General features: G+C 55.2%; 29 protein-coding genes and 1 other annotated feature. Of the genes, 4 read left to right on the top strand and 25 right to left on the bottom strand.

All coding sequences use genetic code 11. The features are described 5' to 3' along the window. Positions 1-8: 8 nt before the first annotated feature. Positions 9-1,037 (bottom strand): tRNA preQ1(34) S-adenosylmethionine ribosyltransferase-isomerase QueA, encoded by a 1,029-nt coding sequence (queA, locus tag J7G73_RS02580; RefSeq protein ID WP_291245109.1) that lies wholly within the window; start codon positions 1,035-1,037, stop codon positions 9-11. A gap of 232 nt (positions 1,038-1,269) precedes the next feature. Here queA and asd point away from each other — a divergent pair, with 232 nt between their 5' ends. The 4 genes from asd to J7G73_RS02560 all read left to right on the top strand — a co-directional run bounded on the left by asd (position 1,270) and on the right by J7G73_RS02560 (position 5,386). Continuing rightward, on the top strand, positions 1,270-2,349 hold the full coding sequence (asd, locus tag J7G73_RS02575) for an aspartate-semialdehyde dehydrogenase (RefSeq protein WP_087293522.1): 1,080 nt from the start codon (positions 1,270-1,272) through the stop codon (positions 2,347-2,349). Positions 2,350-2,386: 37 nt separating this feature from the next. Next, positions 2,387-3,274 (top strand): 4-hydroxy-tetrahydrodipicolinate synthase, encoded by an 888-nt coding sequence (gene dapA / locus J7G73_RS02570; RefSeq protein WP_291245108.1) that lies wholly within the window; start codon positions 2,387-2,389, stop codon positions 3,272-3,274. Between the two features lie 125 nt (positions 3,275-3,399). Then, the gene (gene dapB / locus J7G73_RS02565; RefSeq protein WP_291245107.1) at positions 3,400-4,158 is read left to right on the top strand and encodes a 4-hydroxy-tetrahydrodipicolinate reductase; all 759 of its coding nucleotides are present in this window, start codon (positions 3,400-3,402) and stop codon (positions 4,156-4,158) included. 7 nt (positions 4,159-4,165) lie between these two features. Beyond that, positions 4,166-5,386 (top strand): CapA family protein, encoded by a 1,221-nt coding sequence (locus tag J7G73_RS02560; protein WP_291245106.1) that lies wholly within the window; start codon positions 4,166-4,168, stop codon positions 5,384-5,386. An 86-nt stretch (positions 5,387-5,472) separates the two neighbouring features. On the opposite strand, the gene tyrS is transcribed toward J7G73_RS02560, so the two are convergent. The 24 genes from tyrS to J7G73_RS02440 form a co-directional block, all read right to left on the bottom strand. Further along, positions 5,473-6,693 (bottom strand): tyrosine--tRNA ligase, encoded by a 1,221-nt coding sequence (tyrS, locus tag J7G73_RS02555; RefSeq protein WP_291245105.1) that lies wholly within the window; start codon positions 6,691-6,693, stop codon positions 5,473-5,475. Between the two features lie 67 nt (positions 6,694-6,760). Beyond that, positions 6,761-7,003 (bottom strand) — a binding site (T-box leader). Positions 7,004-7,043: 40 nt separating this feature from the next. Continuing rightward, a complete protein-coding gene (gene recN / locus J7G73_RS02550) occupies positions 7,044-8,702 on the bottom strand; it encodes a DNA repair protein RecN (RefSeq protein WP_291245104.1) in 1,659 nt (552 codons plus the stop codon). A gap of 36 nt (positions 8,703-8,738) precedes the next feature. After that, positions 8,739-9,206: an arginine repressor gene (locus J7G73_RS02545; RefSeq protein WP_087293512.1), complete on the bottom strand. Its 468-nt coding sequence runs from the start codon at positions 9,204-9,206 to the stop codon at positions 8,739-8,741. Between the two features lie 5 nt (positions 9,207-9,211). After that, complete coding sequence (locus tag J7G73_RS02540) at positions 9,212-10,057, bottom strand: NAD(+)/NADH kinase (RefSeq protein WP_087293510.1); 846 nt, start codon at positions 10,055-10,057, stop codon at positions 9,212-9,214. A 33-nt stretch (positions 10,058-10,090) separates the two neighbouring features. Further along, a complete protein-coding gene (locus tag J7G73_RS02535; protein WP_087184020.1) occupies positions 10,091-10,897 on the bottom strand; it encodes a TlyA family RNA methyltransferase in 807 nt (268 codons plus the stop codon). Positions 10,898-10,900: 3 nt separating this feature from the next. Continuing rightward, positions 10,901-12,760 carry a 1-deoxy-D-xylulose-5-phosphate synthase gene (dxs, locus tag J7G73_RS02530; protein WP_291245103.1) on the bottom strand — a complete coding sequence of 620 codons (1,860 nt, stop codon included), beginning with the start codon at positions 12,758-12,760 and terminating at the stop codon, positions 10,901-10,903. Between the two features lie 32 nt (positions 12,761-12,792). Beyond that, positions 12,793-13,260, bottom strand: a complete 468-nt coding sequence (locus tag J7G73_RS02525) for a divergent PAP2 family protein (RefSeq protein ID WP_291245102.1) — start codon at positions 13,258-13,260, stop codon at positions 12,793-12,795. A 19-nt stretch (positions 13,261-13,279) separates the two neighbouring features. Beyond that, positions 13,280-14,164, bottom strand: a complete 885-nt coding sequence (locus tag J7G73_RS02520) for a polyprenyl synthetase family protein (RefSeq protein ID WP_291245101.1) — start codon at positions 14,162-14,164, stop codon at positions 13,280-13,282. Next, the gene (xseB, locus tag J7G73_RS02515) at positions 14,161-14,394 is read right to left on the bottom strand and encodes an exodeoxyribonuclease VII small subunit (RefSeq protein ID WP_087293502.1); all 234 of its coding nucleotides are present in this window, start codon (positions 14,392-14,394) and stop codon (positions 14,161-14,163) included. Before xseB ends, J7G73_RS02520 begins: the two co-directional genes overlap by 4 nt. After that, a complete protein-coding gene (gene xseA / locus J7G73_RS02510) occupies positions 14,372-15,607 on the bottom strand; it encodes an exodeoxyribonuclease VII large subunit (RefSeq protein ID WP_291245100.1) in 1,236 nt (411 codons plus the stop codon). Before xseA ends, xseB begins: the two co-directional genes overlap by 23 nt. Further along, the gene (locus J7G73_RS02505) at positions 15,600-16,532 is read right to left on the bottom strand and encodes a glycoprotease (RefSeq protein WP_291245099.1); all 933 of its coding nucleotides are present in this window, start codon (positions 16,530-16,532) and stop codon (positions 15,600-15,602) included. The genes xseA and J7G73_RS02505 overlap by 8 nt, the downstream gene beginning before the upstream one ends. Further along, positions 16,532-16,963 (bottom strand): transcription antitermination factor NusB, encoded by a 432-nt coding sequence (gene nusB, locus J7G73_RS02500; protein ID WP_087181492.1) that lies wholly within the window; start codon positions 16,961-16,963, stop codon positions 16,532-16,534. The genes J7G73_RS02505 and nusB overlap by 1 nt, the downstream gene beginning before the upstream one ends. 59 nt (positions 16,964-17,022) lie before the next feature. Beyond that, positions 17,023-17,397, bottom strand: coding sequence for an Asp23/Gls24 family envelope stress response protein (locus J7G73_RS02495; RefSeq protein WP_058962989.1), 375 nt, complete (start codon positions 17,395-17,397; stop codon positions 17,023-17,025). An 80-nt stretch (positions 17,398-17,477) separates the two neighbouring features. Further along, positions 17,478-18,086 (bottom strand): SpoIIIAH-like family protein, encoded by a 609-nt coding sequence (locus tag J7G73_RS02490; RefSeq protein WP_087293493.1) that lies wholly within the window; start codon positions 18,084-18,086, stop codon positions 17,478-17,480. Beyond that, on the bottom strand, positions 18,086-18,628 hold the full coding sequence (locus tag J7G73_RS02485) for a stage III sporulation protein AG (RefSeq protein WP_291245098.1): 543 nt from the start codon (positions 18,626-18,628) through the stop codon (positions 18,086-18,088). Before J7G73_RS02485 ends, J7G73_RS02490 begins: the two co-directional genes overlap by 1 nt. After that, positions 18,618-19,049 (bottom strand): stage III sporulation protein AF, encoded by a 432-nt coding sequence (locus tag J7G73_RS02480; RefSeq protein WP_291245097.1) that lies wholly within the window; start codon positions 19,047-19,049, stop codon positions 18,618-18,620. The genes J7G73_RS02485 and J7G73_RS02480 overlap by 11 nt, the downstream gene beginning before the upstream one ends. Before the next feature lies 1 nt (position 19,050). Next, positions 19,051-20,100: a hypothetical protein gene (locus J7G73_RS02475; RefSeq protein ID WP_291245096.1), complete on the bottom strand. Its 1,050-nt coding sequence runs from the start codon at positions 20,098-20,100 to the stop codon at positions 19,051-19,053. Continuing rightward, positions 20,097-20,477: a SpoIIIAC/SpoIIIAD family protein gene (locus J7G73_RS02470; RefSeq protein WP_087293485.1), complete on the bottom strand. Its 381-nt coding sequence runs from the start codon at positions 20,475-20,477 to the stop codon at positions 20,097-20,099. The genes J7G73_RS02475 and J7G73_RS02470 overlap by 4 nt, the downstream gene beginning before the upstream one ends. 9 nt (positions 20,478-20,486) lie before the next feature. Continuing rightward, entirely contained in the window at positions 20,487-20,681 is a 195-nt protein-coding gene (gene spoIIIAC / locus J7G73_RS02465) for a stage III sporulation protein AC (protein WP_058962995.1), read from the bottom strand. 15 nt (positions 20,682-20,696) lie between these two features. Continuing rightward, positions 20,697-21,167 carry a hypothetical protein gene (locus tag J7G73_RS02460; protein WP_291245095.1) on the bottom strand — a complete coding sequence of 157 codons (471 nt, stop codon included), beginning with the start codon at positions 21,165-21,167 and terminating at the stop codon, positions 20,697-20,699. Beyond that, positions 21,164-22,066 (bottom strand): GTP-binding protein, encoded by a 903-nt coding sequence (locus tag J7G73_RS02455; protein WP_291245094.1) that lies wholly within the window; start codon positions 22,064-22,066, stop codon positions 21,164-21,166. Before J7G73_RS02455 ends, J7G73_RS02460 begins: the two co-directional genes overlap by 4 nt. Before the next feature lie 96 nt (positions 22,067-22,162). Continuing rightward, positions 22,163-24,142, bottom strand: coding sequence for an NAD-dependent DNA ligase LigA (gene ligA, locus J7G73_RS02450; protein WP_291245093.1), 1,980 nt, complete (start codon positions 24,140-24,142; stop codon positions 22,163-22,165). An 89-nt stretch (positions 24,143-24,231) separates the two neighbouring features. Beyond that, positions 24,232-24,915, bottom strand: a complete 684-nt coding sequence (locus J7G73_RS02445) for a sporulation protein YunB (protein WP_291245092.1) — start codon at positions 24,913-24,915, stop codon at positions 24,232-24,234. Positions 24,916-25,035: 120 nt separating this feature from the next. Then, the coding region (locus tag J7G73_RS02440) for an ATP-dependent 6-phosphofructokinase (protein WP_291245091.1) at positions 25,036-25,800 on the bottom strand (765 nt) is incomplete at its 5' end.

Raw genomic sequence — 25,800 nt, 5'->3', positions numbered from 1 at the left:
TTATACAATCAAAGAATCAGCATGGCATCGCCAAAGCTGAAAAAGCGGTAACGCTGCTCCACAGCGGTCTTGTAGGCTGCCATGGTTTTGTCGTAGCCGTAAAAGGCGCTGACCAGCATGATCAGGGTGCTTTCCGGCAGATGGAAATTGGTAATCAGGCCATCCAGACACAGGAACTTACAGCCGGGATACAGGAAGATGCTGGTGTCACCGCTGCAGGCCTGGATTTTGCCGTATTTGGCAGCCACCGATTCCAGAGTGCGGCAGCTGGTGGTGCCGACGGCAATAACTCGGTGACCGGCTTCCTTGGTTTCATTGATGAGTCGAGCGGTCTCCTCACTCACACTGTACCACTCCGAGTGCATCAGGTGATCCTCAATCTCGTCCTCCTTGACCGGGCGGAAGGTACCAAGGCCCACATGCAGGGTAACCTCAGTGATGCCGATCCCCTTCTCCTTCAGCTTCTGCATCAGTTCCGGGGTGAAATGCAGACCTGCGGTAGGTGCCGCTGCACTGCCCAGTTCCTTGGCGTATACGGTCTGGTACTGACTTTGATCCTCCAGCTGCTTGGTAATATAAGGAGGAAGCGGCATCTTGCCGAACTCGTCCAGCTTTTCATAAAGGGTCTGGGTGTTGTACTCGAAGGAAACCAGCTTGTTGCCGTCCTCTTTGGTCTCCTGAATCGTGGCAATCAGGGAGCTGTCACCAAACAGGATGCGCATGCCGGGTTTGAGACGTTTACCGGGGCGCGCCAGGCACTCCCAAACGTCGTTGCTTTCCTGCCGCAGCAGAAGCAGCTCACACACTGCGCCGGTGTGCTCCTTTTGGCCGATCAGACGGGCGGGCAACACCTTGGAATTGTTCACCACCAGAAGGTCGCCGGGCTCCAGAAGATCCACCAGATCCCGGAAAATACGGTGCTGGATCTGATCGTTGGAACGGTCCAGGCACATCAGCCGGGCGGCATCGCGGGGGCTGCAGGGTTCCTGCGCAATCAGTTCCTGCGGCAGGTCGAACCAGAAATCTTTTTTCAGCATAGAAATATTGCCTCTCCTTACATTGACATTACCTGCCGGCAATGCTATAGTTAGAACAAAGCACAGAAACGCTGTGCATGTGTTATGCAATCTAATTTATTATATTGCATACGTTGCCGGTTTTCAAGCCGGTTTTTTTTTATATCCGGCACAATTGCTCGGATATAACCCCAAAGGGGGCCGGCATAGAATAGAAAATGCCGGGAGGGAAACGGAAAGGATGATGTAAGCGATGAAAAAGTATCAAGTTGGTGTGGTTGGCGCCACCGGAATGGTCGGTCAGCGGTTTGTTTCCTTGTTGGAGAATCATCCTTGGTTCGAGCTGGTCGTTGTGGCTGCCTCTCCCCGTTCTGCGGGTAAGACCTACGAGGAAGCAGTCGGTGCCCGCTGGGCCATGCCTACTCCGATGCCGCAGAATGCTGCAAAGCTTGTGGTGATGGATGCTTCCCACGTGGAAGAAGTTGCCCAGAAGGTGGACTTCGTATTCTGCGCTGTGGACATGAAGAAGGATGAGATCAAGGCCCTGGAGGAAGCATACGCCAAGGCAGAATGCCCGGTGATTTCCAACAACAGTGCCAACCGGTTTACCGATGATGTGCCTATGATCGTGCCGGAGATCAACGCCGATCACGCTCAGATCATCGAGGCCCAGCGCCGCCGCCTGGGCACCACCCGTGGTTTCATTGCCGTGAAGTCCAATTGCTCGCTGCAGAGCTATGTTCCTGCGCTTCATCCCCTGCGGGAAGAGTTCGGCCTGAAAAATGTGCTGGTATGCACCTATCAGGCAATTTCCGGTGCGGGTAAGACCTTTGAGACCTGGCCGGAGATGGTGGATAACTGCATCCCCTACATCGGTGGCGAGGAGGAGAAGAGCGAACAGGAGCCTCTGAAGTTGTGGGGCCATGTGGAGGGTGACCGTATTGTGAAGGCTGCCTCCCCTGCCATCACTGCCCAGTGCCTGCGCATCCCCGTTTCCGACGGCCATATGGCTGCCGTGTTCATGAGCTTCGAGAAGAAGCCTACCAAGGAGCAGATTCTGGAGCGGTGGGCTGCATTCCAGGGCGAGGCACAGCGTTTGGAGCTGCCCAGTGCACCCAAGCAGTTCCTGCACTATTTTGAGGAAAACGACCGCCCGCAGACCAAGCTGGACCGGAACCTGGAAAACGGTATGGCGGTATCTATCGGCCGTCTGCGCGAAGATACCCAGTATGATTACAAGTTTGTATGCCTTTCCCACAATACCCTGCGGGGCGCTGCCGGCGGCGGCGTGCTGCTGGCAGAGCTGCTGGCGGCCAAGGGCTATCTGGATTGATTGAACCAATTTGATTTGAACAAAGGAGATGACAGCGATGAAAGAGCTTATTTTCACCGGAAGTGCGGTTGCCATGATTACCCCGATGTGCGACGATGGCTCCGTGAATTTTGCGGAATTGAAAAAGATGGCTGAATTTCAGGTGGAAAGCGGCACGGACGCGCTGGTCGTGTGTGGGACCACGGGTGAATCCGCAACCCTGGAGGATGATGAGCATCTGGAATGTATCCGCTGCGTGGTAGAGGCGGCCCAGGGTCGGGTTCCGGTAATTGCCGGGACCGGCTCCAACAATACTGCCCATGCGGTGATGATGTCCAAGGAAGCCGCTGCACGGGGTGCGGATGCGCTTCTGCTGGTTACCCCCTACTACAACAAGACCAGTCAGGCCGGGCTTGTAAAGAGTTTTTTCACGATTGCGGATTCCACCGATCTGCCTGCCATCATCTACAATGTACCATCCCGTACCGGGGTGAACATTCAGCCGGAAACCGCGCTAGAGCTTTCCCGTCATCCCATGATCCGGGGCCTCAAGGAAGCCAGCGGCAACATTGCCCAGGTGGTACGGATCGCCGCGCTGTGCGGCGAGGAGCTGCCCCTGTATTCCGGCAATGACGATCAAGTGGTTCCCCTGCTCTCGGTTGGCGGCAAGGGTGTGATTTCGGTGGCCGCCAATGTGGCTCCCGCTCAGATGCACCAGATGTGCCAGCTCTGGTTTGACGGCAAAATCAAAGAGAGTGCGGCCATGCAGCTGGAGCTCAATGAGCTGTGCAGTGCGCTGTTCTGCGATGTGAACCCGATCCCCGTGAAGGCTGCAATGAATATGCTGGGCTGGGATGCCGGTGATTGCCGGTTGCCCCTGGTTGAGCCCAGCGAAGCAAATCTGGTCCGAATCGAAAAAACATTGCGGGATACTGGTCTGCTTTGATTCGGATCAAGCCTACTACAACTTTATAACTTTTCTGCCCGGCGGCTGGCCGCAGAAGCAACGGCGTAAGCTGTTTGCCGCACCTGCGCTTCCGTCGGGCATTTTTACAAAAGGGAGCACGAAAAATGACGGATATTATCATTCAAGGCATCAATGGACGGATGGGCAAGGTGCTGTGTGAGCTGATTGCTCAGCGGGATGACTGCCGAATTGTAGGCGGTGTGGATGTTTCCGCGCAGAGCGGCCCGATTCCTGTGGCGGCCAGCCTGGAGGAGCTGAACGTGAAGGCAGATGTGATCATCGATTTCTCCACCCCCGAGGCCACCAAATCCATGCTGCGCTATTGCCAGAGCACCAGTACCGCCTGTGTGGTATGCACCACCGGACTGGATGGGGAATGCGGTGAGCTGATTCAGCAGACCGCGGGAAAAGCTCCGGTTTTCAAGAGCGCCAACATGTCCATGGGGATCAACCTGCTGGCAGAGCTGGCGCAGAAAGCTGCGCAGGCACTGGGGATGGACTATGACATTGAAATCATCGAAAAGCATCATCATAATAAGGTGGATGCTCCCAGCGGAACTGCCCTGCTTCTGGCAGACGAGATCAATGAAGCCACTGGTAATCGATATCACTATGTTTATGACCGTCATTCCGTGCGCCAGAAGCGTGATCCCCACGAGATGGGTCTGCATGCGATTCGCGGCGGCAGCATTGTGGGTGACCATGACATTCTGTTCTGCGGTCCGGATGAGGTCATCACACTCTCTCACAGCGCCGGGTCTCGTGCGGTCTTTGCCAATGGCGCGATCAATGCGGCGGTTTTTCTCACCAGTCAGAAAAATGGTCTTTACGATATGAAGGATTTGATGCGGTCTCTGCTGTGAGGTTATTATGAAACGTACGATTGCTGCCGTTCTGATGGTGCTTTCTATATGCTGCCTGCTGCTTTGTGCGGTATGGTTTTTCCAAAACAGCACGGAGGCACAGCCTGCATTTGCCCAATCAACGCTGGAGCAGGAAGCACTTCCCTCCCCTACCCCAACGCCCGGCCCGCAGATACAGACGCTTCGTTTTTCCGCCACTGGTGACAATCTGATTCACAATGGTATCTATGAGCAGGCAAAACGGCGAGCACAGGCAAATGGAGCGGACGGTTATGATTTTTCCTATTGCTACGAGAATGTAAAGTCCTTTTTCAGCGATTTTGATGTGAACTGGATCAACCAGGAAACACTGGTGACCGATACACTTGAGCCCAGCACCTATCCGTGCTTCTCCACGCCCGGAGACATGGGACGGCAGCTGTATGACCTGGGGTTCCGGGTGTTCAACCTGTCCAACAACCACACCTACGATAAAGGCGCGCAGGGCCTGCAGGCAACCACGGACTTCTGGGCTGCTATGCCGGAGGATGTGACAACCGCCGGGCTGTATACGGATGATGCCACTGCACCGGTGATTCAGACAGTGGATGGCGTAAGAATCGCTTACCTGGGATTTACGGAACATACCAATGGAATCAATACACCTGCCAATGCACCTTCCCATGTGATCTATACCAGTGAGCTGGATGTGATGCAGCAGCTTCTGGAGCAAGCCCGCAGCGAGGCGGATCTGGTGGTGGTCAGCGTGCACTGGGGTGTGGAGGGCAGCCACTCGGTCACACAGGCGCAGAAAGATCTGGCGCAGAAAATGGCCGATTGGGGTGCCGATGTGATCATCGGTACCCATCCCCATGTGGTGCAGACTGCGCAGTGGCTTACAGCAGCGGATGGGCGGCAGGCTTTTGTGGCCTATTCCCTGGGGAATTTTTTGAACGCACAGTCCACGGCCGATACAATGGTGGGGATGATTCTCACGTTCACAGTAGAAAAAACCACCCAGCCGGACGGCACGGCCAGCACGGTGATTCGAGAGCCGTTGTTCTATCCGACGGTCAATCACTATGACGCACATTATGCCAATATCCGGATGTATCTGCTCCGGGATTATACCGATGAGCTTGCCTCCGCACATGGTGTGCGTGGTAATTTCCCGGGCTTTTCGCTCAGCTATATTACATCCATGCTTCAGGAAAATGTAGACTCGGAATTCCTGGTGCTTCCCGAGTAAATCAAAAATTTGCGAATGACAGAAAGGGCCGGAGCATTTTGCTCCGGCCCTTTCTTAATAAAAAGTTACGTTGTCTGAGGCAGCGCTTACAGCTGAACCTTGTGGTAGGTCTTTTTGCCCTTCTTGATCACAACGCCGTTTTCCAGCTGCTCAGCAGTAACGGGAAGAGTGGGATCAGAAACCTTTTCGCCGTCCAGCAGAATGCCGCCCTGCTGGATCAGCTGACGGGCTTCACGCTTGCTGGGAACCAGCTTGGCAGCCATCATCAGGTCCAGAATGCCGATGCGGCCATCCTGCAGCTGATCGGCGGTCAGAGTGGTGCTGGGCATGTTGGCCATGTCGGCAGCGCCACTGAACAGACCGCGGGCGGTCTCCTGTGCCTTGGTGGCTTCCTCTTCGTTGTGAACCAGCTTGGTCAGCTCGAAAGCCAGCAGCTCTTTCGCCTTGTTCAGCTGGCTGCCTTCCCAATCAGCCATTGCGTCGATCTCCTCCAGGGGAACATCGGTGAGCATGCGCAGGCACTTGATCACATCGGCGTCATCCACATTGCGCCAGTACTGATAGAATTCGTAGGGGCTGGTCTTCTCGGGATCAAGCCATACAGCGCCCTTCTGGGTTTTGCCCATCTTCTTGCCCTCCGAGGTGAGCAGCAGAGTGATGGTCATGGCGTAGGCATCCTTGCCCAGCTTGCGGCGGATCAGTTCGGTACCGCCCAGCATGTTGGACCACTGATCGTCGCCACCGCACTGCAGATTGCAGCCCAGCTCCTGGAACATGTGATAGAAGTCGTAGGACTGCATGATCATGTAGTTGAATTCCAGGAAGGACAGGCCCTTCTCCATGCGCTGCTTGTAGCATTCCGCACGAAGCATGTTATTGACCGAGAAGCAGGGACCTACTTCCCGCAGCAGCTCGATGTAGTTCAGCTTCATCAGCCAGTCGGCGTTGTTCAGCATCAGAGCTTTGCCGTCCGAGAAGTCGATGAACTTGCTCATCTGCTTTTTGAAGCACTCGCAGTTGTGCTGGATGGTCTCGGTGGTCATCATGCTGCGCATGTCGGTACGGCCGGAAGGGTCACCAACCATGGCGGTGCCACCGCCGATCAGCGCGATGGGGCGATTGCCCGCACGCTGCATCCGGCGCATCAGGTTCAGGGCCATAAAATGACCCACATGCAGAGAATCAGCAGTGGGGTCAAAGCCGATGTAGAAGGTAGCCTTACCATTGTTGATCAGGTCCTTGATTTCTTCCTCGTCGGTCACCTGAGCAACCAGGCCGCGGGCAACCAGCTCGTCGTACAAAGTCATGTGTATTCTCCTCCTGTGTCTTTGCGGCAAAAGGCATAGAAAAAGCCCTCTGCCAAAATTGAATTTGGCAGAGGGCGAAAAATCGCGGTACCACCTCTGTTCGCCCGCTTCTCGCGAAAACGGGCCTTGCGGAGTGCAAAAAGCACACTCCTGCGCGGTAACGGGCGCACACGGCACAGCCTACTTGCCACAGGGTGTTCAGCCTGCTGCTCAGGGAGGTATTCATTGCTTGCTGCGCTGCCCTTTTCACCAACCAGAGCTTCTCTGTGCCGCAAACGGAGCAATTACTTTTTCCCGGCGTTGCATTTGATATTTAGCAGTATAGCGCAAAGCATTTGCGTTGTCAAGGGTTAGAGCGACAGCATTTCCCGGGCGTTGGCCAGGCTCAGATCGGTGATGTGGTCGCCGGAAATGATGCGTGCCAGCTCCTGTACGCGACCTGCCTGGTCCAGCGGGTGAATCTGGGTAAAGGTGCGCTGCCCTTCCACGTTTTTCTGAATCAGCAGATGGCTGGTGGCCAGTGCGGCGATCTGTGCGGTATGGGTGATGCACAGCACCTGCCGACCCTTGGAGGTCTGGCGAAGCTTTTCGCCGATTCGCCCGGCGGCAAGACCGGAAACACCGGTGTCGATCTCATCGTAAATAACAGTGGGGATGGCGTCCTTTTCTGCCAGTGCGCTCTTCAGTGCCAGCATGATACGGGAAAGCTCGCCACCGGATGCGATTTTTGCCAGCGGCTTTGGCGCTTCGCCCAGGTTGGTAGAAATGTAGAATTCCACCGAATCCTGACCGGACCCGGCCAAAGGTCCCCGACTGTGCTGCAATACAAAACGAGTGCCGGGCATATTCAGGAAGGTGCAGGCTTCCACCAGCTGTTGTTCCATTCGCTCAAACGAATTCAGACGGGTCTGGGTGAGTTTTTCAGCCAGAAGCTTGGCTTCCTTGTACAAAGCCTGCTTCTGTTGGTTCAGCTGTTCCAGCGTTTCGTCTGCACGCTCAATGTGTTCCAGTTCCTCGCGGGATTTCTCTGCCATGTGCAGAAGTTCCTCCACAGAATCGGCCCCATATTTGTTCTTCAGCCGGTAGATGGTATCCAAACGCTGCTCCAGCTGGTCAAGTTCAGCCGGGTCAAAGCCATAGTCATCCAGCCGGGAAGCCAGATCTACTGCAAGCTCCCGGGCGCTGTAATAAAGGTCTGCCAAACGCTCCTGCAGAGGCTGCAGGGATTCGTCCAGAACAGCGGCCTGCTCCAGCGAACCGTTGGCGCCTCCCAACAGGTCGGCTGCACCGGAGAATTCATCTCCACCGGAAAGCGCACTGTGAGCCGAAGCAATCTGCTCCAGGATGGTTTGCGCATGGGAAACAATCTGGCGTCGGGAAATAAGGCGCTCTTCTTCACCAATCTGCAAGGCGGCATCCTCAATCTCATTCAACTGAAAACGCAAGAGCTCCATCTTTCGCTGCTTTTCGGCTTCATCCAACTGCAGTGCATCAGCCTGCCGCTTCACCGCAATAAGCTCTTTATACACCTTACGGTAGGCGTTGAATTCATTTTGGTTCTGTGCAAAAGCATCCAGAATTCCCAGATGCTTCGCGGGGTCGGTCAGCCCCTGGCTATCGTGCTGGCCGTGGATGTTGATCAACCCGGCGGTAATATCCCGAAGGACCGATACAGTGGCGGGCATACCATTGATGCGACAATGGCTTTTCCCTTCCGCAGTGATTTCGCGGTAGATCAGCAGCTCTTCGCCTGCATCATAACCGGCCTGCTCCAGCTGCATCTTCACCTGTTTGGGCAACTGATCAAAGGTGGCCCAGATACAGGCTTTCGGCGCACCGGTACGCACCAGATCACGGCTAATCCGGTTGCCCAGAATGGCGCTGATGGAATCGATCAGAATCGATTTACCGGCACCGGTTTCGCCGGTCAGAACATTCAGTCCGGCGGTGAACTGTACCTGAACTTTTTCAATTACCGCAACATTTTCGATTCGTAATGAGGTTAACATTGAGCCTGATCAATCCTTCCTGTGATTGCGTTCTGCTCAGCGTTTGGCCACGTACTGACTCAGGGTCTGGCACAGGTGCTGAGCATCTGCCTCAGTGCGCATCAAGATCAGGAAGGTATCGTCGCCGGAAAGGGTGCCAACAACCTCTTCCTCCCATTTCATGGAATCAAACAGCTCACAGGCAGCGTTGGCCATGCCCGAAAAGCATTTGACCAGAACGGTGTGACCTGCATAGTCGATTTTAAGCACAGACTCCCGAAAGATCATTTCAAACCGGCCAGGAGAATGCACCTGCTGGCTGCTGGCTGCAGCTGCGGATACATAACGATACTGTCCGCCGCCCGCTGCAACTTTCACCAGGTGCAGTTCCCGGATGTCTCGGGATACCGTGGCCTGCGTGACCTGGAAGCCGGCATCCTTCAAATAGCGCAGCAGATCCTCCTGCCGGTCGATTGCATGTTGCTGGATCAATTCAAGAATTTTATTATGGCGTTCACCTTTCACCGGCGTTACCTCCCTCGTAATTTTCTGTCGATAGCGTCAAACTGATCAGCCAGGCTAAAGGTGACCAGACGAATACTTTGGCGGGAAAGCTCCACTTCCACATGACCTCCGTCCCGCAGAGAGCGTTCCTCTTCCCCATCCGTGCTGATGAAAATCTCGTTTCGCCCTTTTGCATTCACTTCAATGCGGATGCAACGGTCAGCTGCAAAAACCATGGATGGCTGATGCAGACTGTGAGCGCAGATCATGCTGACCACGATACCTTCGATATGTGCGTCCAGAATCGGTCCCCCGGCGGAAAGCGAATAGGCAGTAGACCCGGTTGGTGTAGAAACAATCACACCATCACCGGAACAATGATTCACCAGAATGGCATCGCAGTAGATGTTAAAATCAATGGTCTGAAGCCGATGCCCTTTGTAAATAACCACATCATTTAAAGCGGTTTGTGCGTGGGACACATCATCATCCACAATAGCGTTCAAAAGCATGCGCTTATCGCATTGAAACTGCCCCTTGGCAAGCCGGGTAAGCTTGGCTTGCATCTCGTTCACTTCGCAGGTGGCCAAAAAACCCATTCGACCCAGATTGATGCCCAGAATCGGTTTGTTGTATTCCAGACAATCCTTGGCGGTGTGAAGGATTGTACCATCGCCGCCCACGGTAATCACCACATCACATTCGGTAAATGCCTGATCTTTGGGCATGTAGCGTACACCGGGCAAAGTTTCCACATCAGATCCGATGGCCAGGATCACATCAGCGCCGGCACTGTGCAGAATTCGTACAGCCTGAGCGGTTACAGTCCGAGCCCGCGGTTTTGTCGTGTTTGGAATAATAAAAACAGTCATGCGGATCGTTCCTTTCGCAGACCTTCTGGGGTGTTACAGATCCAAAGCCCCGTGTGCGGCACTGACAACCTGATCGGCCAATTCTTCCTGCAGAAGGACGGGCTGATCCGCTGCCTTTTCCACGAATAGCAGGAATTCGATGTTCCCTTCCGGGCCTTTAATAGGAGAATAGTCCAGCCCCAGTACGGAAAAACCGTTGGCAGCCGCGTACCCTGCAGCCTGCAGGATTACTTCCCGATGGGTCTCAGGTTCGCGCACGACACCTTTTTTACCCACCTTTTCCCGGCCAGCTTCGAACTGAGGCTTGACCAGACATACGCCAGTGGCGTGGTCAGCGGTAACCGCCTGAGCCACCGGGAAAATATGTTTCAAAGAAATAAACGAGACATCCACGCTGAAAAATTCAACCGGTTCCTCCAGCATGTCCAGAGTAACGTTGCGGATGTTGGTCCGCTCCATGTTGACGACACGCTCGTCGGTGCGCAGCTTCCAGGCCAGCTGGCCATAGCCCACATCCACAGCGTATACCTTACGGGCGCCGTTCTGCAGCATGCAGTCGGTAAAACCACCGGTGGATGCACCGATGTCCATGCAGACCTTTCCGTTTGGGGTCAGCGGGAAGGCGCGCATGGCTTTTTCCAGTTTTAAGCCGCCACGGCTCACATAGCCGATGTCGTGGCCGCGCACTTCAACCTTCGCATCCGGAGAGATCATTTCGCCTGCTTTATCGGCCTTTTGCTCGTTCACAAATACGATGCCGGACATGATCAGAGCCTTTGCCCGTTCCCGGCTTTGTACCAGACCATTCTGGCACAGATATTGATCCAATCGAATTTTCAATGCTTAGTCCCTTTCTATTGCATTTGCAAGGCTGGCGGCATCCAGCCCAAGAACCTCTCGAAGTTCGGCTACAGAAGCGTGGGGAATTGCACGACCACTGTGCACGCCGCGCAGAGTCAGATGACCTGGCCATCGGTATTCTGAAAGTGCGGCACCCAAGGAATCGCCGATTCCGCCTTGTGCCACGCATTCTTCTGCAAAGAGAATGTGGTCATATCGGGTCAATGCCTCGCACAACCCTTCGGGGAGAGGATTGATCTGCACAAGCTTATACACATCCACGGCTGTCCCCTGTTGCCGGAGCAGCTGTGCCGCTTTTAGAACCTCAGCGGTCAGAGTACCATAGGTAACCAGAGCGGTCTTGGTCTGGCCTTCGGCTGCATATACATCATAGGGCTGTTTGCTGCAGCCCAGTGCAGAAAGCGCTTCCGGCTCGCCGCCGCGTGCATAACGGATAGCACGAGGACCCTTCCCCTGGTCCAGAAGATACTCCAGCCAGTAGGTCAGCTCTGCATAGTTACAAGGCGAGTAGACCGGAATGCCGATCTGACGGAAGAAGGCGGGGTCATAAATACCCTGATGAGTTTCACCGTCTCCAGGAACAAGACCGGCCCGATCTACAGCGAATACTACGTTCAGATTCATCAGACATACGTCGTGAATCATCTGGTCATAGGCGCGCTGCAGGAAGGTGGAATAAATGGCTACCACCGGCAGCATTCCCTGACTGGCCAGACCGGCAGCAAAGGTTACCGCATGCTGTTCAGCCATGCCCACATCAAAGAATCGATCGGGGAAACGCCGGTAGAAATACTGCAGCCCGGTACCGTACTTCATGGCGGCGGTAATTGCGCACACGTTGGTGCGTCTCTCGGCCAGCGCTTCCAGATGCTGGCCGAAGCAGGTGGAGAAGGAAGCAGCGGGGGCCACATCCGGGTCCAGCGCATGGGAGGGATCAAAGGAAGAGACGCCATGGAACTCGCCGGGATTCTCCTCAGCAGGTTTAAAGCCTTTCCCCTTTACAGTGACTGCATGTACAAAAACCGGTGCAGTTTGATGGTGCAGATTCTGAAACAGTTCGGTCAGCTTGATCACATCGTGACCATCCACAGGACCAAGATACTGGAACCCCATTTCCTCAAACATGGTGGAATGGTATAGGCCTCGGCGCAGTAATGCTTTGCCACTCTGTAGCGCTCGAACCAGCGGGGTACCCAGTAACGGAATCGCCGATAGAACGGTTTCTGTACTGGCTTTGGCCCGATTGTATTCCGGGTTTGTGCGCAGCACAGTGAGATAACGGGACAGAGAACCTACATTTTTGGAGATCGACATCTTGTTGTCGTTCAAAATCACAATCAGATTATTGAGGGTATCGATGTTGTTCATGCCCTCGTAAACCATGCCGCCCGTAAACGCACCGTCACCAACCAGAGCGATGACTTTTCCGGGTTCATTTTTCAGCTTTTTTGCTCTAGCCATGCCAATGGCTACCGAAATAGCAGTATTGCCATGCCCGGAAATAAACGCGTCATGGGCGCTCTCTCGGGGACTAGGGAAACCGGAAAGACCGTTCAGCTTGCGCAGCACATCGAATTGCTGCCGTCGGCCGGTCAAAAGTTTGTGGGTATAACATTGATGTCCCACATCAAACACGACTTTATCTGTGGGGGTGGTGAATGCACGATGCATTGCAACCGTAAGTTCAATGGTACCCAAGTTGGAAGAAAGATGCCCTCCGGTTTTGGAGACACTTTCGATCAGAAACGCCCGAATCTCTTCGCAGAGAGGCGTCAGTTGCCCGGAAGGAAGCTGCTTCAGATCCTGTGGGCTATTGATTTGTTCCAATAATGAATATGCCATGATACAATCCTTCTAAAAAGACAGTGGTTCCATCACATCATTGGGATCAGCAAACCGGTTGCAATGCCTACGGCCGCGCCACCAAACACTTCAAAAGGAGTGTGACCGACCATTTCCTTCAGCTTTTTATCACCAAGGATGGGGGTGCGTTTGGCTTCCTCATCCAGCCAGTCAGACAGCAGTTGATTCAGGATCTTGGCCTGTTCGCCGGTTTCCCGACGTACACCCATAGCGTCGTACATTACGATCACAGCCATGACTGCTGCAAGGGCAAAAACTTCCGAATGCGTACCCTGCGAGCGACCGGCAGCAATCACCAGCGCACATACCGTGGCGGAGTGTGCGCTGGGCATACCGCCGGACCCCCACATACGCTCTACCCGGAATTTGCCCATTAAGATGAAATTGATGATCGTTTTCAGCACCTGTGCAATCAGCCAGGCTGTGAGTGAAACCGACAGCAGGTAGTTCCAACAATATATTTCTCTGATCCAGTCCATCGAATCCTCTCCATTTCAATCATTTGCGCCGAGTGACCAGCTGACTGGCCAGTCGAATCAGGAACTGCGCCCGGTCACCATAGGCCTGGCTCAGCGCCTGACAGCTCTCGTCGTTGATCCGCTGCGCCAGTTCCAGTGCACCCTGTGGGCCATAGATCGTTGCAAAAGTGACTTTTCCGTTTTCCTGATCGCTCCCGATGGGTTTGCCCAGCTCTTCCGGTGTGGAGATTACATCCAGCACATCGTCTACGATTTGGAAAACAAGCCCAAGATCAAATGCGTACCGTTCCAGGCTTGCCGCGTCCTCGGCGGTTCCACCAGCGGCAGACACACCCATCTGTACAGCGGCATTGATCAGTGCACCGGTCTTGTTTTTGTGGATCTTTCGGAGCAGCGCCTCATTTAAGGGCTGACCTTCAAAGGTCACATCCAGTTCCTGCCCCCAGATCATTCCCCTGCTGCCGCCGCCTATGGCCAGCAAACGAGCAGCTTCCACACGGGCGCGTTCCGGCAGCGGGGTATCAGCAATCACCTCAAATGCTTCAGTGAGCAGCACATCTCCTGCAAGCAGAGCAGTCGCTTCATCGAAGGCCTTGTGGCAGGAGGGCTTGCCCCGGCGGAAGTCATCATCATCCATGCAAGGCAGATCGTCATGGATTAGGGAGAAGCAGTGCAGCATCTCTACTGCTGCGGCAAAATACGCGGAAGCTCGCCAATCCCCGCCCAGCATATCGCAGCAAGCCATGGTGAGAACTGCGCGAATTCGTTTGCCACCGGCAAGGAGACTGTAGCGTGCAGCTTGGCAAACTCTGGATTCCTCCGGCAGGTATGTGTCACAGGCCTTTTGGAGAGCAGTCTGGATCTCATTTAGGTACATATCATACTGTTGCTCATAGGTCATCATGCAAGAATATCCTCCTCTCCAGTATGACCGATGCTGGAAGAAAGCGAAAGGTCGATGCGCTCCATTTCCAGCTTGGCGTGCTCCAAGGTTTCGTTGCAATATGCAATCAGACTGGCGGCATCGCTGTAAAGCTTAATAGCTTTATCCAATGGTGTTGCCGGGTCAGAAAGCTGATCCAGCACCTCCTGCAGGGATGCGCTGCCCTCTTCAAAGCTCTTCGGTTTTCTCATTCTTAGGCACCTCGATCTCTTGCACTTGTTCCACAAGGCAGCCAACCGACACTTTGCTGCCAACCAGCAAAATTCGGTCGCCAGGAGCTACTTGTTCAAGTGTAATGCTCTTTCCCTTTACAGTCTTCGGGATGGCGTAGCCGCGCTCCAAAACTGTGTAGGGGCTGAGCGAGTGAGCAAGCTGCATCGCGTGACGCATAGCCAGAAGTCGATCCTGATAGATCCGCTTCATGCCGGTCTGTAAAGACTGCACTTGTTCATTCAGTCTGTCTGCGCGGGCGGCGCAGAGTGCGGCAGGAGTCAAAGACTCCCACTTTTCTGCCAGTGGATCAAGCCTATTATAACACATTTCAAGCTTCGACTGAATATTTTTGTGAATATTATCCGAAATATTCATGAGTTTTGCCATGGTTTCTCGCCGGTCCGGGGTAGCAAGCTCTGCTGCGGCCGAAGGAGTGGGGGCCCGGAGATCTGCCACGAAATCCAGTATGGTGAAATCGATCTCGTGGCCGACGGCGGAAATCAGAGGAGTTTTGCAGCTGTAAGCTGCACGGGCGATGCCTTCATCGTTGAAGACCCACAGGTCTTCCCTGCTGCCGCCGCCACGGGCCACAATGATTACATCGGCTTTTCCGGAACGGTCCAATACCTGGATACCACGGGCAATCTGAACTGCTGCCTGGTCCCCTTGCACATTGACCGGAGCGAGCAGCAGCTTCACCAGCGGCCAGCGCCTGCTGAGTACATTTCGAATGTCCTGCAAAGCCGCGCCGGTCTCACTGGTGACCACGCCGATGCAGCGAGGGCAGGTGGGAATGGGCTGCTTGACCTCGGGACGGAACAGGCCTTCCTGTTCCAGGCGGGCCTTCAACTGCTCGAAGGCCATCTGGGCAGCGCCGATGCCATCCGGAAACATATCCTGTACGTAGATCTGGAACGCACCGGTGGTTTCGTAAAGACTGACCCGGCAGCGCACGATCACCCGCATTCCTTCCTGAGGCGTGAAAGCAAGCCGCCGGGCATCCTGCCGGAACATGACTGCCTTCACGCTGGCGGCATCATCCCTCAGCGAAAAATAAAAATGTCCGCTCTTATAGTGATGCACAAAGTTGGCAATCTCACCTTTGATAGCGATTCCAGACAAAAAACGGTCGCTGTCCAGCAGCGACCGAACATAACGGTTCAACCCGGAAACGGTGATCATCTCAGCCATGGTTTGCCTCCCGTGCAGCGATACAAGCCACGCCAATGGCGTTATCGCTGGAAAACTTGCCGGGTACAAAATGCGCACCGGACAGTCGGCGGGTCACATATTCCCGGATGATCTGGCTGCTCATTACTCCTCCGGCAAAAACCACCGGCAATCCCGGGTACTCCTCAAGAGCTGCCTTTACCATGCGCAGTGCAGTTTCGGCTACACAGTTCAAGCAGTAGCGGCAAACGTATTCAGGTGTTTTGCCCTGTGCCAGAAGCTGGTTGCATTGATTTTCCAAGCCGGACAGACTGCAGCTTGTCCCCTTTACGCTCACCTTCGGGCGAACGGTTTCGGTACATTTCACGGCAAGTTCGCTGACCATAACGCCGGCCGGGAAGGCAAAGCCAAGCTTGACCCCAACCCGGTCCACTGCCTGTCCTGCATAAAGGTCACTGCTGGTGCCGATGCATTGAATTGAGTCGTAGCCGTTGCAGAGAAGCAGATCAGTAGTTCCGCCGGAAACATGGAATACCAGGCTGGGACGCTGGAACAAATCCTCTTCGCCAGTGGCAAACAGCGCAGCGGCAATGTGTCCCTGCTGATGGGTCGTTTCAATCAGAGGGATGCCGCGAGCCGAAGCAAACGCCACGGCCGCGCTTTTGCCTGCAAGGAAGCAGGGCATGTAAGAGCCATCCACCGGCCGCGGGCGGGTGGAAACGCCCACCGCCTGAATCTGGCGCAGATCCACCTGCTGGCCGAGCTGGTTTAAAAGCTCCGGCAGAGCTGCTGTGTGGTGAAACAGCGCATCGCTCTGACGCAGGCCAAGCTGCCCCTGCTTGACGGGCAAAAATTGCTTTTTATCGCAAACAACCTCTTTGGCGCAGGAATCATACACGGCCAAAGAGGTTGCATAGTTGCTGGTATCGATGCCCAGTGTGAGCATTATTCCGAAGCGGAGTCCTGATCCGCCAGACCCAGTTCACGCACCACAGAGCCAAGCAGGCCATTCACGAACTGGTAGTCCTCGTTTCCGCCGAATTTCTTGGTCAGTTCCACTGCCTCATTGATGGTAACGCTGGGCAGTTTCTCTTCGCCATACAGGATCTCGCTCAAAGCCAGACGCAGCACGGTGAGGCTTACCCGGGGAATGCGGTCAATGGTCCAGCCCTTCAGGTGATCACGGATCATGTCATTGATCTCAGCGCTGTGCTCATAGTAGTCGTCGATCAGCTTGCGGCCGAACTCGTCTACCCGGTTTTCGCCCAGCTCGTTGTTCAGAGCAATTACATCCTCCGGCATGGCGTTGTCGAAGGTGGATGCAAAAGCAGCCAGGAAGGCATTCTCACGTGCGGTTCTGCGTGTCAGTTTTTCCATAAAATAAAGTATCCTCTCACAGCCAAAGCCCCCCTGCGTACCGCGGGAGGGCCGATTGGTTATTCTTCTTCAGCAGGCAGTTCCGGCTCCTGCAGGACGCCGACTACCACAATGTTTACCCGGGCGACCGTGATGCTGGTCATGTTCTGCACAGCAGACTTCACGTTCTCCTGCACTTTTTCGCAGACCGCCGGGATCTGACTGCCGTAGCGCACCGTCAGGCTGACAGTGATCTCGGCCACATTCTCCAGCAGCTCCACCGAAACAGGCTTTTGCAGGTTTACCTTGCCCAAAAAGCTGCGCATCCCAGCGGAACCGGCACAAACGTCCACCACGCCGTCGATTTCGGTGGCTGCAAGCTTTGCAATCTTACCGATCACATCGGTGGAGATCTGCAAGCTGCCGTTTACAACATTGGAATTTGAAACTTCCATACCCGGTCCTCCCAAAGGTAATTATTTTCATGGCATCTGAATTGAAGATATTATACCATCTTTTTGCATAATCTACAAGGTCATTTTATTTCTACCACGGTAATATTCTGTGCACTCACCGCGCACTCACTCAGCACGATGTCCCGGATCTGTGCCACTTCGGTCTGGGTCAGGCCGTCGCTGGTGGTCATGACCGTGATGTTGACCTTATCTCCGTCGATGAAGGCCACACAGTCCACGAAGCCTTTGGCCTTGATCCGACTTTCCAGATCGCTCTCCTTGGTAATGCTTTCGATGGTAGCGGTCAGCTCCTGGGTGAGCGTGTCCTTTTCCGCCTGGGTGAGCGCGCTGTTTTTCAGGCTTTTCTGCAAGGTGTCCAGGGCCTCATCCCGGGTTTTGGTACGGGAAAGACGGGCCTGTTCAAAAAAGTCACTTCCGGTGGGGTCCCCCACGCTGACCAGCTGGGCTTCACCATAGTTTTTGTCGGCGGTCTCCTGGGTGGAGGCAGCGGTCTCCACGGCAAGTTCATCGGTGATGATGCCAGTGCTGGCCGTGGCGTTGGCCTGAACGGTGTCGCCCATCACCAGATCGGTGCTTTTGGCGTACTCCCAGTTCAGATACACAGCCACGCCCAGAGCCACCACCAGGGTGAGAAGCGTCATTTTCTGGTTGATCTTTTTTGCTTGCATTATGTTCCCTCCGATTCATTCATTTTTGCAATGCTGATCCGGTTGCTCGAAACACCGGTAAGCACCGAAACCGCTTCGGTGATCTGCGCTTGAACCTGAACATCGGCCGCGCCTTGGCATACCACGGCAATTCCACGAATCTCCGGTTCCCAGACCATCTCCACCAGAGCACTTTGCCCGGAAGAATCCTCCATCAAGATGTGCTGGACTTCGCTTCCGTTTTCACCCCGGTCTGTTTCGTCCAGTGCATAGACCGTTTGTGGGCCGGCTTCCAGGGTTACAGCTACCTTTACGTGCCCGGCGCCCTGGATACTCTCAATGACTCCGGTAAGTGTTTGTTCCAAGTTGGAAGCGTATTCCTGCACATACGCAGCCTCGTCTGCAGTGCTTTGCGGCTCGCCAGTTTCGCGGCTGCTGCTTTCGGCCGGAAATGCATTTCCGGCCAGAAGAAGAAACAATCCCAACGCACCGGCAAAAACAAGAAGGCTGCTTCGATTCCAGTTTTTTGCTTTAAAAAGCTCCTTGAAAAAATCACGTCCCATCGCTCGGTTCCTCCGCCCTGATCTCAATCTCCTCTCCCTCGCCCAGTACCTGCCGCAGTGCTGCTTTGGCCCGCTCCGGTTCGGTGCAATCAATCGCGGTTACGATCAAAGGCGGGCCGGTCTCCACCCGGAGCTGGCCTTCGATCCCCTGGGCAGCGAGAACTTGCTCCAGCTGTTCCTCCAAGGCCTGCTGCTCAAGCCCGGAGCGATAGCCGGAAAAATCTACGGTATCCGTCTGCTCCGACGGCCAGAGCGTATCCCAGTCGGAAAACGCCGCCCGTACAGGCTGCAGGATCGTTACTAAAATATACAGCGCCACAACCACTTTTATGCTTTTTTCGTATTCTTTGCGTGGCATCAGAAGTTCCAGTACTCCGGCCAGGACACAGGCCATGCAAAGGGTGAGTGCCCATTCATTCACTTCAGCCACCTCCTCCCAGCAGGATCATCAGTGCAGTGGAAAGAACCGTGAGCATGAAAAAGAACACCAGAAAGGAGATGCACAACCCGGTTGCCTGCCCCATTCCCTCCAGCACACGGCCTGCACGGCTGAGACCGAATGCCTTTGCCAGCGCGGCGCTCAGAAGATATGCCAGGTAAAAGCAAAAGCAGCGGATCAGCAGCGGCAAAAAGGTGACGGTCAGAACCGCGATGGCGGCAAAACCCAAAGTTCCCTTCAAAACCCGAAGCCCGCTGAGAACACTGCCCATGGCATCGGAAGCGAGACTGCCGATCACGGGAACACCGCTGCTGAGCAGGAACTGCCCGGTTTTCATGGCCAGGGTATCGGTGTTCTGAGCCAGCACACTTTGCAGCCCCAGAACGCCACCGAACAGAATGGACAAAAGGCCGAGAATCCACTTCACAATCCGGTGAAGGACTGCGCAGCCGTCGGAAAGGCCGCCCAGTTCACAAAGCCCACCTGCAACGGTCAGCGCCAGAAAGGCACGCACAAGAGGAAGCGCCACCACACTGATCATCTGAGCGCAAAAAGCAGCCATGGTCAAGAACATGCCGCTGTAAACAGCCGCTTGTGTGGGCTGGCCACAGCTGATCATCACACCGGAAAAAACCGGGACAAAGCTGACAAGATAGGTCTGGCATTCCTGTATCCGTTCCGTCAGCTGCTCCAGCAGCGGCAGCATCGGCTGCAAGGCCGCAGTACTGATGCCCAGCAGACAGACGGTTTCCAGCGGTGTGCGCCAGTCGCTGCCGGGCAGAAGGCTGAGCGCGGCAGCAGCGATCAGCACAGTGGCGGATACAGAAGCCAAGAGGCGAAAGGGCTGCTCAAACTGCTCTTTGGCGGTACCCAATAGCTTTTCCAGAAGCTGTGGTGCGGAGAAACTCTGAAACTCCTCGGCAGTAACCGGCGGAGAGTCCAGAATGTCCTGCGCAGCCTCCGGCAATTCCTGGGCGAAGGCAGCACCGGGCAGGATGGTCAGCAAAAACAGAAGGGCCACGAGACGCTTCATTGCAGAAAAGCGGCCAGTGACTCGGCTGCGGTTTGAAACAGGGGCAGTGCGCACATCAGAATCAGGCAGCGGCCCGCAAACTCCACCTTGCCTGCAAGGCTGCTGAGTCCGGCATCCCGGCAAAGATCCTGCGTTGTCTGGGAGGCCAGCGCGATCCCGGCGGCTTTGATCACCGTGGAAAAACCGGTTTGCTCCCAATAAGCTGCATAAGCATTTAGCTGCTCGATCAACGGAGCGGCCAGCCGCAGCAGATAGAGCAGCAGCACCACGGAACAACCCAGAAGACACAGGATTCCATAGGAGGGCAGGTGCTCGCGAACAAGCCCGATGAGAACGGCGGCCACCAGCACAAAGGCGGCAATTTGAAAAATTTCCATATTCCATCATCATAGATTGAACAGTGATTTTATGTTCACAAACAGATCGCTGATCTGCTGCACCAGCATGGACAGCACAACGATCAGCCCCGCCAGTGTGGTCATCATGGCCTGATCCTCCCGTCCGGAACGGATCAGAAGCTGGTTCAGAACCGCAACAATGATGCCGATGGCGGCAATTTTGAATACCAGGTCAATGTCCATTGTTCTACCCTTCCTTCATAAGAGCAGCAGCGCAGCCATCAGTCCGGCACAAACACCGGCCTGGGGGTAAAGTCGTGCAGCTGCTTTGTATTCCTTTTCCTGGCGGTCACCGTTTTGCCGGGCCAGCTCGATGTAATAGGGCATCTGACCGCACAGCTCCTGCGCACTTACCTGTCCGATTTGCCCGAACAGAGGGCCAAATGGCGCTGCATCCCCCGGGGAAATGTATGTCGGGAACTGATATGCCTCCAGAGCGAAACAATTGTCCAGCATCAGATGGGGATACTCCCCCGCCTGCAGCTCTTCCAAGAGACAAGGCGTAGCGAGCGCTCGATAGCGCACAGCATCTTGAATCTGCGTCAGCATACCGGCTAGCTCTGACCAGAAGACGGCGCGCCGGCGCAAAACGGCGGCCTGCTCTGCGCCGAACAGGAAGCCGGCAGTCCCCACCAGCACCGCACCGCTGAGCTTGATGACCCAGATCATAGCGCCACCACTTCGCGAATGCAGCCGGGCTTTTGCGGCCCTTCCAGAAACGCGCAGAGGGAAAAGAAGGCACGAAGTCCGGAGCGGCTTCGTTCCATACGTGCCTCCAGCTCGTCCATACTGGCGGCGTGAACCGAACAGATGAAGCCAACACCGGATTGTATGCCATGCTCCATCTGACGAAATTCCTCGTGTGAGCCCAGCTCATCACAGGCGACAATCTGTGGTCCCAGGCAGCGCACGGCCATTTCGATCCCTCCTGCTTTGGGGCAGTTGGACAAAACGTCGCAGTTCAGCGGAATGTGGGGCACATTCCCCCAGGGATCGCAGGGCCAAAGCTCCTGGCGCTCGTCTACAACAGCGATCTTTTTGCCCTGATCGCTGGCAGCTTTGATGATGCTGCGCAGCAGTGTGGTCTTTCCGCTTCCTGGAGAGCCTGCCAGGATCATCCCGTGAAAGGAGTCTACAAGGCTGCTCTGCAGCAGCGGCGGCAGCGGAACAAACAGCATTCGCGCCACCCGCAGGTTCAGCGAGGTGATGGTCTGAAAGCTGTTGCGTCTGTTTTCTGTGGTGCGGCAGACCCCGGCCACACCGACCCGGTGCCCGCCGGGAATGGTAAAAAAGCCCTGGGAAAGCTGGCTTTCATAGCTGTGCACCGATTTTTCACACAGCGAATAAAAGCATTCCTGAAGCCCGCGGGCGCTCAGCTGCAGGGCACCGGCACATTTGGGCAGAAGATTCGGCGCCAGTATCGGACCATGCGGGGTGGAAAAAACGATGGGGCGCTCACTGCGCAGCCGGATTTCATGTACCTGGGCGGCAAAAGCCGGAGGCAGCTGCGCAAGGGCATCCCGCACCGGGGCAGGCAGGCGTTGGATGGCGCTGTAATACTCGTCCATTTTTGTTTCACGCTCCTTTGTGCTACAAGCATATGAGCACATCGGCTGCGCTAGAACAAAAAATCCCCCCCGGCATGTTGCCGAGGGGATCAAGCATTATTGAATCATCTGCAGGAAGGTTTCTTCATCAATCACCGGTACACCCAGCTGCTGGGCTTTGGTGAGCTTGGAGCCAGCTGCTTCGCCAGCCAGCACATATGCAGTCTTTTTCGAGACGGAACCGCTGGCTTTGCCGCCGTTCTTTGTAATCAGCGCTTCTGCCTCTGAGCGGGAAAGAGTGGGCAGTGTACCGGTAACCACGATGGTTTTACCGGCCAGCTTGTCGGTTTTTTCCTCACCGTGCCACTCCATATTCACACCGGCATCAGCCAGACGACGAATCAGGTCCTCGGTGCCCTCCTTGGCAAAGAAGGCGACCACGCTCTGGGCCATGACTGCACCAAAGCCGTCGATCTCGCTGAGCTGCTCTTCCCCGGCCTCCCGCACGGCCTGCATGGAGCGGAAGTGCTCTGCAATTAGGGCTGCGGCCTTTTCGCCGATGTTCCGGATGCCCAGACCAAACAGCAGCTTGTCCAGATTGTTGCCCTTGGAGGCTTCAATGGCGTTCAGCAGGTTGCGGGCGCTCTTCTCCTTGAATTTCTCCAGCGTCATCAGCTGCTCCTCGGTCAGCTCATAAAGATCTGCCGCCGAGTGTACATAGCCCTTGCTGACCAGCTGGGCGGCCACCGCCTTGCCCAGACCGTCGATGTCCATGGCGTTCCGGCTGGCAAAGTGGATGATGTTGCGCAGCGCCTGAGCGGGACACTCCGGATTCACACAGCGCAGAGCAGCCTCCCCTTCCAGATGCACGGCGGGTGCTCCGCAGGAAGGGCACACCTGAGGCATCTGATAAGGCTCGGAGCCATCCTTGTGCTGGGTTACCGCCACCACTTCGGGAATGATGTCTCCCGCTTTACGCACCAGAATACGGTCGCCGATGCGCACATCCAGCTGACGGATGAAATCCTCGTTGTGCAGAATGGCACGGGAAACTGTGGTGCCTGCAAGCTGGACCGGCGCAAATACTGCGGTAGGTGTAAGTACGCCGGTACGGCCCACGGTAATGTCGATCTGCTGCAGTTCGGTCTCCTTTTCTTCCGGAGGGTATTTGAACGCAACTGCCCAGCGGGGAAATTTATTGGTGCTGCCCAGCATGGCACGCTGCGCAAAGTCATCCACCTTGATCACCGCACCGTCGATGTCAAACGGCAGGGTGCCGCGCATCTGACCGATGGCTTCAATCTCAGCGATGGCATCTTCAATGTTGTCAAAGCTGTGGTATCGGGGCGATACCACAAAGCCCAGCTGCTTCACGTAATCCAGGCTTTCCTGATGGCTGTGCAGCTCTTTGCCCCGAATCTGCTGAATGTTGAATACAAAAATGGAAAGGCCACGGCCTGCGGTGATCTTGCTGTCCTTCTGGCGAAGAGAACCGGCGGCCGCGTTGCGGGGATTTTTGAAGGGCTGCTTGTCGTTCAGCTCCTGCTCCTCCACCAGTTGCTCAAAGGCTGCATGGGGCATGTAGACCTCGCCGCGTACCTCCAGAAATTCCGGCGCGTTCAGCAGCTTCTTGGGGATGTCTTTAATAGTGGCCAGATTTTTGGTGACGTCCTCGCCCACTACACCGTCGCCACGGGTGGAGCCCCGCACAAACGCACCGTTCTCATATTCCAGGCTTACCGAAAGACCGTCAATCTTCACCTCGACCACATAGCGGGGTTCTATGCCCTCACCGCGGACCCGACGGTCAAAATCTCGAAGCTCCTCATAGGAGAAGGCATCCTGAAGGCTCTCCATCTTCACCGCGTGGGTTACCTTGGCGAATTTTCCCGAGGGAGTGCCGCCCACATGCTGGGTGGGAGAATCGGGTGTGATCAGCTGGGGGAACTGGGCCTCCAACTCCTTGAGCTCACGATTTAGTGCGTCATACTCAAAATCCTCCAGCTCGGGAGCGTCCTGATCATAGTAAAGGCGGTTGTTATATTCGATTACCCGGCGCAGCTCGAGAACGCGCTGCTGGGCCTGTTCCAATGTCAAAATGATCACCTCTTGAAAGTCCAACTGAGGAGCGAAAATCTCTTCCCCTGTTCTGGTTTTTAATTATAACACATTAGTCCATCCGGCGGCTAGGCTTTTTCGGTACTTCCCCCAGTTTGCGCATAAAGCTGCGGCACTTCGCCAACAATCAGAAACTGTGCAGCAAGCACCTCTGTCTGAGCATCCACCGGAATCACCTCACCTGCCAAAAGTGCGCCAATCTGCACCGAAAAGCAAACCGTGATCTCCAGCAGAGTCTGATTTACACCGGCCTGAGAAAAATCACTTTTTACCTGACTGGATACCAGAGAAAGAGGCTGTGCCTGTATGGCGATTTCCGGCCCCAGATTGCTGAACAGCTGAATGCCGGTCAACGTGCCCAAAGGAATGCGCAATGGCAGCAGTTGCTGGCACAGCGACTGATTAACCTGTTCCACCAGAGCATCCTCGAGAGCATTGATCCGTGCAGAATTGATTGCTACGCTCTGTACCCTGCCGGTATTATCCCGCTGGATGGTGTAAAGGCTGTCATAAAGAGTGCTGTTTTGCTCCAGAATGGAGTTACAGGCGGTTTGAATGGTACGCACTGCCTGCGCTCGACACTGGTATTGGATTACCTGCCTGGTGAGCGGGCGGATGGATTGATCGAACCGCTGCAGCGCAAACAGGACCAGAGAAAATCCGATTACCAGCCAGAGACCTCGTTTTCTCCGCTTTGCGGAATGTTGCCGGGTGGTACATGATGAAGTACGGCGCATGGATCCTTCCTCCATTGTTGGCGTTCCTTGAACCAGTATATTCGTAAAAGAGAAGAATCGTGAGGCAGTTATGGATTTTTCAAACAAAAAAGGCATGCTGCAGTTCGCAGCATGCCTTTTGAAATGCCAGAAAAATCAGATGGAGATGGTGTTGGCTACATCCAGCATCATGGTGTCGATGGTCTTGTGCATGGACAGAGCAACGCTGATATCGTAGTCGACGATCTTGTCGGCAGAAACGGCAACCACACGGTTGTAGATGCCCTTCTCCAGCAGGTTAACAGCGTGGTAACCCATCTGAGAAGCGGTCACGCGATCGCGCAGAGTGGGAGAACCACCGCGCTGTACGTGGCCCAGAACGGTAGCACGGGAATCAATGCCGGTGCGGGCCTGGATCTCGTTGGCCAGCTCCTGAGCATGACCAACACCCTCGGCTACGATCACGATGAAGTGCTTCTTGCCGGTCTTCTGGGTCTGGTTCATGCGGGAGATGATGTCGTGGTCCAGATCGTAGGGACGCTCGGGAATCAGGATAGCCAGAGCGCCGGTGGCGATGCCCACGTTCAGAGCAATGTAGCCAGCGTTACGTCCCATAACCTCAACCACACTGCAGCGGTCATGGCTCTGGGTAGTGTCGCGCAGCTTATCGATCATCTCCACAGCGGTGTTCATGGCGGTGTCGTAGCCGATGGTGTACTCGCTGCAGGCGATGTCGTTGTCGATGGTGCCGGGAATGCCGATGCAGGGAATGCCCAGGTTGGCCAGAGCGCGAGCACCCTTGAAGGAACCGTCGCCGCCGATTACAACCATTGCATCGATGCCCAGCTCTTTGCACTTCTCAGCGCCCTTCTTCTGGCCTTCTGCAGTTACAAACTCAAGGCAGCGGGCAGTGTAAAGGAC

Origin of the sequence: Allofournierella sp. (assembly GCF_017889395.1) — a bacterium.
In the GTDB taxonomy this organism is placed as follows: Bacteria; Bacillota; Clostridia; order Oscillospirales; family Ruminococcaceae; genus Allofournierella.
The sequence above is the reverse complement of the archived record's forward strand: the minus strand, read 5'-3'. Positions and strand labels throughout refer to the sequence as shown.